Raw genomic sequence first — 12,294 nt, forward strand, 5'->3', positions numbered from 1 at the left:
CCGTCAGCGTAACCGCCCTAGGATCGGCCCATGGACATGCTCGTGGCGGTGGTGTGGGGCGGCGACGGTGACCCGGCGGGCCCGGAGGCGGCCGGGGAGGTGCTCGCGCGGATCGGCGGGGCCGCCGCCGCGCCGCTGGCCGCGCTCGGCGTCCGGGAGTACGTGGTCAACGTCCGCGACGAGCAGGTCGCCGGCGCGCTGATCGACGTCCGGGTCACCGAACGTCCCGTGCTCGCGGTGATCCGGGCCCGGGTGCCCGTCGCCTCGGCCACCGCGTGCGCCGAGGTCATCACGGCGCTGCGGGCCGTCGGCCCCGTCTCGGCGTGGTCGACCACCGCCTCCGAACCCCTGCCCGCCCCCGAACCCGGGCCGGACGGGCGGTGCGAGGGGATGGCGAACATCGCCTTCCTGCGCCGGCCGGGGCGGATCGGGCGCGAGGAGTGGCTCCACTGCTGGCTCGAGGAGCACACCCCCGTGGCGATCGGGACCCAGTCGACCACCTCCTACACGCAACACGCGGTGGTCCGCGCGCTGACGGCGGACGCCCCGGTGATCGACGGGATCGTCGAGGAGGTGTTCCCGATCGGGGCCGCCACCGACCTCGCCGTGTTCTTCGACGCGCGCGGCAGCGAGGAGCGCATGACGGCCAACATGCGCGCGATGACCAGCTCCACCGCGCGGTTCCTCGACGACGGCACCGTGGACGCCGTCCCCACCGGGCGATACGTGATGGGTGTTCGGGCTGCGGGCGTGTGACAATGGGGTGATCGCCCGGACGGACCGCAATCCAGCATCACCCGGGCCCGCCTCCAGGAGTGATCGAGATTCCCAACTTCGCAGAGACGACGTTCACCGATCCGGCCAGGATCAGGAACTTCTGCATCATCGCGCACATCGACCACGGCAAGTCGACGCTGGCCGACCGGATGCTGCAGCTGACCGGCGTGGTCGAGGAGCGCCTCATGCGCGCCCAGTATCTGGACCGCATGGACATCGAGCGCGAACGCGGCATCACCATCAAGGCGCAGAACGTCCGCCTGCCGTGGGTGCCGCGCTCCGGTGCGCACGAGGGCGAGGAGATCGTCCTGCACATGATCGACACCCCCGGCCACGTCGACTTCACCTACGAGGTCTCCCGTGCGCTGGAGGCGTGCGAGGGCGCGATCCTGCTGGTGGACGCCGCGCAGGGCATCGAGGCGCAGACCCTGGCCAACCTGTACCTGGCCATGGAGAACGATCTCGAGATCATCCCCGTGCTCAACAAGATCGACCTGCCGGCCGCGGACCCCGACCGGTTCGCCGAGGAGATCTCCCACATCATCGGCTGCGAGCCGGGTGACGTCCTGCGGGTGTCGGGCAAGACCGGCGCCGGCGTGGAGGAGCTGCTCGACAAGCTGTGCGAGACCATTCCCGCGCCGGTGGGCGACCCGGAGGCGCCGGCCCGCGCGATGATCTTCGACTCCGTGTACGACACCTACCGCGGGGTGGTGACCTACGTCCGCGTCGTGGACGGCTCGCTCAAGCCGCGCGAGAAGGTCAAGATGATGTCCACGGGCACCACCTACGAGGCGCTCGAGGTGGGCATCATCTCGCCCGAGCCCAAGGCCACGGAGGGGCTCGGCCCCGGCGAGGTGGGGTACCTCATCACCGGCGTGAAGGACGTGCGCCAGTCCAAGGTCGGCGACACGGTCACCGCGGCGCGCCACGGTGCCGAGGAGCCGCTGCCGGGGTACGCCGAGCCCAACCCGATGGTCTTCTCGGGCCTGTACCCGATCGACGGGTCGGACTACCCGGTGCTGCGTGACGCCCTGGACAAGCTGCGCCTCAACGACGCGTCCCTGGACTACGAGCCGGAGACGTCGGTGGCGCTGGGCTTCGGCTTCCGCTGCGGCTTCCTGGGCCTGCTGCACATGGAGATCACCCGCGACCGACTCGAGCGCGAGTTCAACCTCGACCTCATCTCCACCGCGCCCAACGTGGTCTACCGGGTGGTGGCCGAGGACGGCACCGAGCACCAGGTCACCAACCCGTCCTACTGGCCCGAGGGCAAGAACCGCGAGGTCTACGAGCCGATCGTCAAGTGCACGATCATCGTGCCGAGCGACTACGTGGGCACGACGATGGAGCTGTGTCAGTCCAAGCGTGGCGAGATGAAGGGCATGGACTACCTGTCGGAGACGCGCGTCGAGCTGCGCTACGTCCTGCCGATGGGCGAGATCATCTTCGACTTCTTCGACTCCCTCAAGTCCCGCACCAAGGGCTACGCGTCGATGGACTACGAGGAGGCCGGCGAGCAGATCGCGGACCTGGTCAAGGTCGACATCCTGCTGCAGGGCGAGGCCGTGGACGCGTTCAGCGCGATCGTGCACCGTGACCACGCGCAGGCGTACGGCAACAAGATGACGGTCAAGCTCAAGGAGCTCATCCCGCGTCAGCAGTACGAGGTGCCGGTCCAGGCGGCGATCGGGTCGAAGATCATCGCGCGCGAGAACATCCGCGCCATCCGCAAGGACGTGCTGTCCAAGTGCTACGGCGGCGACATCAGCCGTAAGCGCAAGCTGCTGGAAAAGCAGAAGGAGGGTAAGAAGCGGATGAAGTCCATCGGTCGGGTGGACGTGCCGCAGGAGGCCTTCGTGGCGGCGTTGTCGGCGGATTCGAGCGCGGAGAAGAAGTAGTCCCGCGACCCGGGCCGCCCGGCGGCCGTCAGGCCCGGGCGCGGTGGCGGCGCACGGCGCAGCGGTTGGTGCAGCGCGTCGAGCAGTAGGCCTTGCGCCCGTTGCGGGTGGTGTCGGCGAAGACGGCGTCGCAGTCGTCGGCCGCGCACCGCGCGAGCCGGTCGATGCCGCGTGAGGTGAGGTGCAGGGCGGTGCCGACGGAGAACATGGCGGTGAGCAAGCGGGCGAAGCTGACGTCGTCGGCGCGGTAGTGGACGTGCCAGTGCCCGTCGTGGTCGGTGAGGCGCGGGGGCTCGGCGTGGACGGCGAGGAGCGCGTTGAGGGCGTCGGCGCGTCCCCGGGGCTCGGTGGTGTCGACGACGACGAGCCACGCGTCGAGGAACGCCCCGACCTCCGCGAGGTCCGCGTCCGAGGCCTCCCGGTCGATCGTCACCCCCGCTTCGCGGCAGCGGTCCACCAGTTCGCGGGTGGAGCGGGGGCGGCGGTTGGCCAGGTCGGCGGCCAGGGTGACCGGATCGGCCCCGTAAGGGTTGATATACACAAACCGATTACAGCACAGTGATCGGCATGCCCACCCCCGTCGCGAGCATCGTCTCGTCCTCCGCCCTCGGCGTCTCGTTCTGGGTCCTCGTGGCCCTGGTCCTCGCGGCGTTCGTCGCGGGCTGGGTCGATTCGGTCGTGGGCGGTGGCGGCCTCATCCAGCTCCCCGCGTTGGTGATCGCCCTGCCGGCCGAGGCCTCGACCCCCGAGGTGCTCGGCACCAACAAGCTCTCCTCCGTGGCGGGGACGCTCGTGGCCACCCTGACCTATCTCCGGAAGATCAGGGTGCCGGTGGCGATGGTGCTGCCGCTGGTGGTGGCGGCGTTCGCCGGGTCCGCGGCGGGGTCGTCGGTGGCGCGGTTCATCCCCAAGGACCTGCTCACCCCCATCGTCCTGGTCGCCGTGATCGCGGTGGGGGCCTACACGTGGTTCAAGCCGACGATGGGCCGCGTGCACGAGGAGCGACACGCGGGCTGGGCGCGGACCTGGCGTTCCGCGCTCATCGGGCTCGTGATCGGCTTCTACGACGGGGTGCTCGGCCCGGGCACCGGCTCGTTCTTCGTCATCGCGATCGTCGCGCTGCTCGGCTTCGGCTTCCTCCAGGGCACCGTCGCGGCCAAGCTCGCCAATCTCACCACCAACATCGCCTCGATCCTCGTGTTCGGCCTCCACGGCGAACTGCTGTGGCTCATCGGCGGGTGCATGGCGGTGGCGAACCTGGCGGGCGGGTTCATCGGGGCCCGGATGGCGATGCGGCACGGCAACGAGTTCATCCGCACCGTGTTCCTGGTCGTCATCTCGATCCTCGCGGCGCGGCTGGCGTGGGAGACGGCCACGCAGTGGCTCTGACGGGTCGGTGGCGGACGTAGACTGCCCGGCATGACCCTTCCGAGCCCCGAGGCCCCGCGTCACCCGCTGCTCGACGAGTCCCCGCTGCCGTACGGGCTGCCCGACTTCGCGGCGGTCCGCGACGAGGACCTGGAACCGGCCATCCGCACCGCGATCGACGACCACGCCGCGGAGATCGCCGCGATCGTCGCCACTCCCGAGGCACCGACCGCCGAGAACACGGTGGTCGCCCTCGAGCGGTCCGGGTCGGCGTTGGACCGCGTGCTGTCCCTCTTCTACGGGCTGCTCGGACCGGACGCCACGCCCGCCCGCCTCGCCGTGGATCGGGTCGTCTCGCCGCTGCTCGCCGCCCACCGCTCGTCCGTGATGACGGACCCGGGCCTGTTCGCCCGCGTCGACGCCGTCCACGCCGCGCTCGAGGCCGGCGAGCTGGACCTCGACGAGGAGACCGAGCGACTCGTCCGCCGGCACCACCGGGACCTGCTCCGCGCCGGTGCCGCGCTCGACGACCCGGACCGGGCCCGCCTCACCGCGATCGACACCCGCCTCGCCGAGCTCACCACCGAGTTCGGCGAGAACCTGCTCGCCTCGACCACCGAGCTGGCCGTCCCCGTGACCGACGAGGCCGAGCTCGCCGGGCTCCCGGAGTCGATGCGGGCCACCCTCGCCGCGAGCGCGGCCGACGCCGGCCGGGACGGCTGGCTGATCCCGCTGGGCCTGCCCACCGTCCAGCCGATCACCGCGTGGCTCGACGACGCCGGGCTGCGTCGCCGCGTGTCCGAGGCCTCGCTGGCCCGGGGCGCGACCCCCGGCCACGACAACACCCCGATCGTGCTGGAGATCGTGCGCCTGCGCGCCGAGCGTGCCCGGCTGCTCGGGCTGGGGTCCCACGCGGAGCACGTGCTCGCGGTCGAGACGGCGGGGACTCCCGACGCGGCGCGGGGCCTGCTGCTCGACGTGGTCGACGCCGCCGTCACCAACGCCCGGAACGAGGCCAAGGACCTGCTCGGCGGGGAGGAGCGCGAGCTGCACCCGGCCGACTGGGCGTGGGAGTCCGAGCGGCTGCGCGCCGAGCGGTTCCGCGTGGACGACGCGACCGTGCGTCCGTACTTCGAGCTCGAGCGGGTCCTCCGCGACGGCGTCATGCACGCGGCGTCGCAGCTGTACGGCCTGCGCTTCGCCGAGCGCACCGACCTCGCCGGGTACCTGCCCGACGTCCGCGTGATCGAGGTGTTCGACGACGAGCGGGCGGAGCCCGACGCCGGCGTGGGTCTGCTGCTGCTGGACTACTACGCCCGCCCCACCAAGCGCGGCGGCGCGTGGATGAGTTCGTTCCGCGACCAGTCGCGGCTCCTGGGCTCGCGCCCGGTCGTCGTCAACGTCATGAACCTCGCCCGTCCCGCGGCGGGGCAGCCCACGCTGCTCACCATGGACGAGGTCACCACGATGTTCCACGAGTTCGGGCACGCCCTGCACGGCCTGCTGTCGGACGTGGAGTACCCGGTGTTCTCCGGCACCTCGGTCCCGCGCGACTTCGTCGAGTTCCCCTCGCAGGTCAACGAGATGTGGGCGCGCCGCCCCGAGATGCTCGCGCACTACGCCCGCCATGTCGAGACCGGGGAGCCGATCGACGCGGAGCTGGTCGAGCGGCTGAAGGAGGCCGAGCGTTTCGGCGAGGGCCAGGCCACCGTCGAGTACCTCGCCGCCGCTCTGCTCGACCTGGCGTGGCACTCCCTCTCGCCGGAGGAGGCCGAGGCCGTCACCGACGTCGACGAGTTCGAGGCCCGGGTGCTGGCGGACGCCGGCCTCGACGTCCCGGGGATCGAGCCGCGGTACCGGTCGCGGTACTTCCAGCACGTCTTCGCCGGCGGGTACTCCGCCGCGTACTACTCGTACTTCTGGGCCGAGGTGCTCGACGCCGACGCCGCCGAGTGGTTCGTCGAGCGCGGGGGTCTGAAGCGGGAGTCGGGCGACCGGATGCGCCGCGAGGTGCTCTCCCGGGGCGGGGCGATCGACTTCCTGGACGCCTATCGGCGGATGCGCGGGTCCGAGCCGAGCACGGCCGCGCTGCTGCGGCGCCGCGGGCTCGACTCCTCGGTGGTGGGAGGCCGCCGCGCCGCCGCCACCGGGCGGTCGTAGGATCCCTGCGTGACCGGGTTCCTGCAGCTGTGGGACAGGGTCGAACTCTGGCTCGCCACCCTGCCGTTCGCGCTGCAGGTCGCGATCCTGCTCGTGATGGGGCTGCCGCTGTTCCTCCTCGCCGCCGTGGCGGTGGAGTGGATCGCGGACGTCCTCGTCCAGAAGTTCCGTGCGCTGGTCGCGTCGCGGACCGCCGAGACCGGGAAGGAGGTCCGCTGATGCCCCGGTCGCGTGTGACTCTCGCCCTCGTCCTGTTGATCGCGCTCGTCGTGATCGCGTGGGTCCTCGTCGAGGTGCTGTAGACCCGTTCACATCGGCGTCCCGGCGAACGCGTGCAACGCGGCCCGTGGGGCCATACCCGGACGTACACTCCCTCCATGCAGCGCTTGAGCGGACTGGACGCCAGCTTCCTGTACTTCGAGACCAGGTCCCAGCTCCTGCACGTGTGCGGGCTGATCGTCCTCGACGTCTCGGAGATGCCCGACGGGTACTCCTTCGAGGCGGTGCGGCACGAACTGGCCCGCCGGATCAAGGGGATGCCGCCGTTCCGTCGCAAACTCCACGATTCGCTGCTCAACGTGGACCACCCGGTGTGGGTCGAGGACGAGGCCTTCGACATCGACCATCACCTGCATCGGGTCGGTATCCCGGCACCCGGTGGTGACCTCGAGTTGGCGGAGCTGTGCGCTCACCTGGCCGGCCAGCCGATCGACCGGTCGATGCCGCTGTGGCAGATGTACGTCATCGAGGGCCTGCCCGACGGCCGCGTGGCCGTCTTCGCCAAGATGCACCACTCGACCGTGGACGGGGTCACGGGGGCCAACATGCTCTCGCAGCTGTGCACCCTGACGCCGGAGGACCCGGAACTCGACGAGGCGCTGGTCGCGGAGACCGCCGGCGGGTCGGGGGCGATCGAGCTGGCCGTGGGCGGGGCCCTGTCGCGGCTGGCCACGCCGTGGCGGCTGGCCACGCTGCTCCCGGGCACGCTCGGCGTGCTGCCCTCGTGGATCAACCGGGCCCGCAAGGGGCTGGCCATGCCCGCGCCGTTCACCGCGCCGCGGACCCCGTTCAACCGCACGATCACCGGGCACCGGTCCATCTCGTTCGCCAGTGTGGACCTCGAGGACATCAAGCGCGTGAAGAACGCCTTCGGCACCACGGTCAACGACGTGGTCCTGGCGGTGTGTTCGACCGCGCTGCGCACCTACCTCGACGGGCTGGACGCCCGGCCGCGCAAGCCTCTCATCGCGATGGTGCCCATGTCCGTACACGCCGCGGAGTCCAGGCCCGGCACCAACCGGGTGTCGGGCATGTTCATGTCGCTGGCCACGGACATCGACGACCCGGTGGGGCGGCTCGAGGCGATCCGCGACGCCAACACCGTGGCCAAGGACCACACCGATGCGCTCGACGCCAACCTGCTCACCGACTGGGCGCAGTTCGCGGCACCGTCGGTGTTCGGCTCCGCCGTGCGCATGTACTCGAGGCTGCGGCTGTCCGAGCGGCACCCCGTCGTGCACAACCTCGTCATCTCGAACGTTCCCGGGCCCAACTTCCCGCTGTACTTCCTGGGCGCGAGGATCGAGAAGATGATGCCGCTCGGCCCGGTGTTCCACGGTGCGGGCCTGAACTGCACGGTGATGTCGCTGGACGGGCGCCTGCACTTCGGCTTCATCGCGTGCAAGGACCTGGTGCCGGACCCGTGGCCGCTGGCGAACGCGGTCGGTGACGCCCTGGCGGAGCTCGTCGCCGCGGCGGAGGTACGCGAGCGCGACGGCGCCCCGTCCACGGAGCGCAGGTCGGTCGAGGAACTGGGCCGGCAGCGCCGGGAGCAGCGCGCCGCCGCCAGGAAGCTGCGGGAGAACGCCGACGCCGCCGAATCGATCGGTCCCACCGGTCCCGCGGACGCCGGGGAGGCCGGCGACCCGGCCGGTGCGGCGGACCCGGCGGAGCCCGAGCAGCCGGCGGGCCCGCCGACGCCCGCCAAGAAGGCTCCCGCGAAGAAGGCTCCCGCCAAGAAAACCGCGGCCAAGAAGGCTCCCGCCAAGAAGACCGCGGCGGCAAAGGCACCGGCCAAGAAGACACCGGCCAAGGAGACACCGGCCACGAAAGCGCCCGCGAGGAAGGCCCCGGCCGGGAAGTCCGGAGCCGGTACGAGTGCGGCGGCCAAGCGGCGCGCCAAGCCCACCGGTTCCAAGCCGGCCGCCACGTCCGGGGGCGGTGCGGGTCCCGGCCGACCGTCCGCCGTGCCGGACACCCCCGCGGGCCGGGCGACGCCCGACGACGCCGCGCAGGCGCCGACCTACAGTGCCCCCGCGGCCGCCACCCCCGGCGGAGAGGCGGGGCCCGACCGTCCGACCGCCGTGCCCCACACGCCTGCGGGCCCGGGCACCCCCGACGACGCTGCCCGGACACCGACGTACAGCGCACCTGCGGCTACAGTTTCCGGAGACGACGATCTCTCGGCGACCACGACCCCGCCGATCGAGACGCTGCCCACCCCGGGCACGACAGGAGGTGAGACCGGATCGGACACCGAGACCGGTCGGATGTGACGATCGCGCCACACGACCCGGCCGAGCTGGCGAGCACGCCCCCGGCCCGAGACCCCCAGGCGCCCTTCGGCATCTACTTGCACGTGCCGTTCTGCTCCACCCGCTGCGGCTACTGCGACTTCAACACCTACACCGCCGGCGAGCTCGGCTCGGCGACCTCACCCGTCGACTGGGAACGCGCCGCCGCGATCGAGATCGACCGGGCCGCCCGGGCGCTGTCCGCCGCCGGGACGCCACCGACCGTCGACACCGTCTTCATCGGCGGCGGTACCCCGTCCCTGGTCGGAGCGGACGTCCTCGTGGGTCTGCTCGGCCGCATCGACGCGGCCTTCGGACTCGCACCGGGGGCCGAGGTCACCACGGAGAGCAACCCCGAATCCACCTCGCCCGAGTTCTTCGAGCGCCTGCGGGAGGGCGGGTTCACACGCATCTCCCTGGGCATGCAGTCCACCGCGGCGCACGTCCTGCGCATCCTCGACCGGACCCACACGCCCGGCCGGCCGCAGGAGGCGGTCGCCGAGGCGCTGCGCGCGGGGTTCGAGCACGTCAACCTCGACGTCATCTACGGCACGCCGGGGGAGACCGGGGACGACCTCGCGCGGACCCTCGACGCGGTCGTCGACGCCGGGGTCGACCACGTCTCCGCGTACTCGCTCATCGTGGAGGACGGCACCGCCCTGGCCCGCCGGATCCGCCGCGGGGAGATGCCCGGCACCGTCGACGACGTGCTGGCGGACCGCTACGAACAGGTGGCCGACCGCCTCGCCCGCGCCGGCTTCCACTGGTACGAGGTCTCCAACTTCGCCACCGACCCCTCCGCCTACTGCCGCCACAACATCGGCTACTGGCGCGGCGGCGACTGGTGGGGCATCGGACCGGGTGCGCACTCCCACGTCGCCGGGGCCCGGTGGTGGAACGTCAAGCACCCCGCGCGCTACGCCGCCGAGTGCGATGCCGGGCGGCTGCCCGTCGACGGAGGGGAGATGCTCGACGGCGACGACCGTCACATCGAGCGGATCATGACCGGCCTCCGGCTGGCCGAGGGGTTGGGCGACGACGCGTTCACGCCGGACGAGCGTGCGCGCGCCGACGAGCGGGTGTCGGCCGGGCTGCTGCGTCGCCGGGACGCCGACCACCCGGCGGGCCCGGGGTACGCGCTCACCGAGAAGGGCAGGCTGCTCGCCGACGGCGTGGTCCGCGACATCCTCGTGTGAGCCGTCGCCGCAGGAACTGGCTTAGAATCGGCGGGAGAACGACCAACAGGAGCAGGGGAGGAGCGGGGTATGTCGAGTACGGCCGATCGTAGGACCGAGGTCCTGCGCGCGATCGTCTCCGACTACATCGCCTCCCACGAGCCCGTGGGCTCCAAGGCCCTCGTCGACCGCCACTCGCTGGGCGTCTCGAGCGCCACCATCCGTAACGACATGGCGGTGCTCGAGGCCGAGGGTTTCATCGTCCAACCGCACACCAGTTCCGGGCGGGTGCCCACGGAGAAGGGCTACCGCCACTTCGTGGACTCCATCGAGGAGATCACCCCGCTCTCGCGAGCCGAGAAGCGGGCGATCCGGGCGTTCCTCGAGGGCGCCGTGGACCTCGACGACGTCCTGCGCCGCGCGGCCCGGCTGCTGTCCCAGCTCACGCGCCAGGTCGCCGTGGTCCAGTACCCGGTCCTGGGACGGTCGACGGTGCGCCACCTCGAGGTGGTGAGCCTGACGCCCACCCGTCTGCTGCTGGTGCTCATCACCGACACCGGCCGCGTCGACCAGCGGACGGTCGAGCTGGCGGCCCCGCTGTCGGACGACCACCTCGCCGAGCTGCGCGGGTTGCTGTCCGAGGCGGTCGCGGACAAGCGACTGGCCGACGCGTCCGACGCGCTGGCCGCGACGGGGGAGCGGGCCCGGCCCGACTACCGCGACGCGGTGGAGCGCTGCGTGACCGTGCTGGTGGAGACCCTCGTCGAGCACCCCGACGACCGGATCGTCCTCGGTGGCACCGCCAACCTCACCCGCAGCGCCGCCGATTTCGACGGCTCGCTGCGCTCGGTCCTCGAGGCCCTCGAGGAGCAGGTGGTGATCCTGCGCCTGCTCACCGCGGCCCACTCCGTCGGCCGGGGCGGCCCGGGCGGGGTGACCGTCCAGATCGGCGAGGAGACGCAGGCCGCGGAGATCCGCGGCGCCTCCGTGGTGTCCTCCCAGTACGGCGCGGAGGGGCAGACGTTCGGCGGTATGGGGGTGCTCGGGCCCACACGGATGGACTACCCGGGAACAATCGCCTCGGTCGCCGCTGTTGCCCACTACGTGGGCGAGCTCCTCACCGGACGCTGACGTCCGTACACTTCCCGCCCTGGACTGAACTCATTCACGACGAAAGGCCACACGTGTCACGCGACTACTACGGGACCCTCGGGGTCGATAGGGGCGCCTCGGAGTCCGAGATCAAGCGCGCCTACCGCAAGCTCGCCCGCGAGCTCCACCCCGACGTCAACCCGTCGGACGAGGCGCGTGAGAAGTTCAGCGAGATCACCGCGATCTACGAGGTCCTCACCGACCCGGAGAAGCGCCGCATCGTCGACATGGGCGGCGACCCGCTCGACTCGTCGGGCGGTGGCGGTTACGGCGGCGGGTTCGGCGGCGGCTTCGGCAGCGGCGGACTCGGCGACGTGTTCGAGGCGTTCTTCGGCGGCGGTGCCGGCGGCGGTGGCCGCGGCCCGCGCAGCCGTGTCCAGCCCGGGTCGGACGCCCTCATCCGCGTCACGCTCGGCCTCGACGAGTGCGCCACCGGGGTGACCAAGGAGATCCAGGTCGACACCGCGGTGCTGTGCGAGCGGTGTCACGGCAAGGGCTCGGCCACCGACACGCCGCCGGCCACCTGTGGCATGTGCCAGGGCCAGGGTGAGATCCAGTCCGTCCAGCGCTCGCTCCTCGGCAACATCATGACCAGCCGCCCCTGCCCGACGTGTGCGGGCACGGGCGAGATCATCACCGACCCCTGTGGCGAGTGCACGGGCCAGGGGCGAGTGCGCAAGCGCCGCACCGTCTCCGCCAAGATCCCCGCCGGCGTCGGTGGCGGCATGCGGATCCGCCTGGCCGGGCAGGGCGAGGTCGGCCCCGGCGGCGGGCCTGCCGGTGACCTCTACATCGAGGTCAACGAGCGCACCCACCCGGTGTTCGTCCGCGACGGCGAGGACCTCCACTGCACCGTGCGCGTGCCGGTGGTCGACGCCATGCTCGGCGGCGAGGTCGAGCTGGAGACGGTCGTGGGCGAGGCCCTGCAGATCGAGATCCCGGCCGGCACCCAGCCCGGCCACACCGTCACCCTCACCGGCCGCGGCATGCCCCGCGTCCGCGGTGGCGGGGCCGGCGACCTCACCGTCCACATGGAGGTCGTGATCCCCGAGAAGCTCGACCGCAAGCGCCGCGACCTGGTGGAGCAGCTGCGCCGTCTGGACGGCGACTCGGCCGAGGTCGTCAACGAGGACACCGCCCGCCGCGGCGGCCTGTTCTCCCGGCTGCGCGACGCCGTCGCCGGGCACTGAC

9 protein-coding genes and 1 pseudogene are annotated in these 12,294 nt (G+C 71.9%); 9 read left to right on the forward strand and 1 reads right to left on the reverse strand.

Annotation, left to right across the window (positions count from 1 at the left end):
• The first annotated feature begins 30 nt into the window (after window positions 1-30).
• Both RWK90_RS12465 and lepA read left to right on the forward strand, forming a co-directional pair.
• The gene (locus RWK90_RS12465) at window positions 31-756 is read left to right on the forward strand and encodes an EthD domain-containing protein (protein ID WP_314037944.1); all 726 of its coding nucleotides are present in this window, start codon (window positions 31-33) and stop codon (window positions 754-756) included.
• Window positions 757-815: 59 nt separating this feature from the next.
• A complete protein-coding gene (gene lepA / locus RWK90_RS12470; protein ID WP_314037945.1) occupies window positions 816-2,675 on the forward strand; it encodes a translation elongation factor 4 in 1,860 nt (619 codons plus the stop codon).
• A 28-nt stretch (window positions 2,676-2,703) separates the two neighbouring features.
• Here lepA and RWK90_RS12475 read toward each other — a convergent pair whose 3' ends face one another.
• The gene (locus RWK90_RS12475) at window positions 2,704-3,216 is read right to left on the reverse strand and encodes a CGNR zinc finger domain-containing protein (RefSeq protein ID WP_314037946.1); all 513 of its coding nucleotides are present in this window, start codon (window positions 3,214-3,216) and stop codon (window positions 2,704-2,706) included.
• A gap of 26 nt (window positions 3,217-3,242) precedes the next feature.
• Between RWK90_RS12475 and RWK90_RS12480 the strand changes: the two genes are divergently transcribed.
• From RWK90_RS12480 to dnaJ, 7 genes and pseudogenes are all read left to right on the forward strand, one after another.
• Window positions 3,243-4,064 (forward strand): TSUP family transporter, encoded by an 822-nt coding sequence (locus RWK90_RS12480; protein ID WP_314037947.1) that lies wholly within the window; start codon window positions 3,243-3,245, stop codon window positions 4,062-4,064.
• Window positions 4,065-4,094: 30 nt separating this feature from the next.
• A complete protein-coding gene (locus tag RWK90_RS12485) occupies window positions 4,095-6,203 on the forward strand; it encodes a M3 family metallopeptidase (RefSeq protein ID WP_314037948.1) in 2,109 nt (702 codons plus the stop codon).
• Window positions 6,204-6,212: 9 nt separating this feature from the next.
• Window positions 6,213-6,422 (forward strand): hypothetical protein, encoded by a 210-nt coding sequence (locus RWK90_RS12490; protein WP_314037949.1) that lies wholly within the window; start codon window positions 6,213-6,215, stop codon window positions 6,420-6,422.
• Window positions 6,423-6,580: 158 nt separating this feature from the next.
• A pseudogene (locus RWK90_RS12495) lies at window positions 6,581-7,954 on the forward strand (wax ester/triacylglycerol synthase family O-acyltransferase); the annotation flags it as partial.
• Window positions 7,955-8,760: 806 nt separating this feature from the next.
• Window positions 8,761-9,972, forward strand: coding sequence for a radical SAM family heme chaperone HemW (gene hemW / locus RWK90_RS12500; RefSeq protein WP_314037999.1), 1,212 nt, complete (start codon window positions 8,761-8,763; stop codon window positions 9,970-9,972).
• Between the two features lie 69 nt (window positions 9,973-10,041).
• Window positions 10,042-11,082: a heat-inducible transcriptional repressor HrcA gene (gene hrcA, locus RWK90_RS12505; RefSeq protein ID WP_314037950.1), complete on the forward strand. Its 1,041-nt coding sequence runs from the start codon at window positions 10,042-10,044 to the stop codon at window positions 11,080-11,082.
• Window positions 11,083-11,135: 53 nt separating this feature from the next.
• Window positions 11,136-12,293, forward strand: coding sequence for a molecular chaperone DnaJ (gene dnaJ, locus RWK90_RS12510; protein WP_314037951.1), 1,158 nt, complete (start codon window positions 11,136-11,138; stop codon window positions 12,291-12,293).
• Window position 12,294: the final 1 nt, after the last annotated feature.

It is taken from the genome of Dietzia sp. CH92, from assembly GCF_032248695.1.
Classification (GTDB): domain Bacteria; phylum Actinomycetota; class Actinomycetes; order Mycobacteriales; family Mycobacteriaceae; genus Dietzia.

Bases quoted from the DNA above. Each gene is read 5' to 3' on its own strand.
- RWK90_RS12465 (WP_314037944.1), top strand. From the start codon at position 31: ATGGACATGCTCGTGGCGGTGGTGTGGGGCGGCGACGGTGACCCGGCG.
- RWK90_RS12480 (WP_314037947.1), top strand. From the start codon at position 3,243: ATGCCCACCCCCGTCGCGAGCATCGTCTCGTCCTCCGCCCTCGGCGTC.
- RWK90_RS12485 (WP_314037948.1), top strand. From the start codon at position 4,095: ATGACCCTTCCGAGCCCCGAGGCCCCGCGTCACCCGCTGCTCGACGAG.
- hrcA (WP_314037950.1), top strand. From the start codon at position 10,042: ATGTCGAGTACGGCCGATCGTAGGACCGAGGTCCTGCGCGCGATCGTC.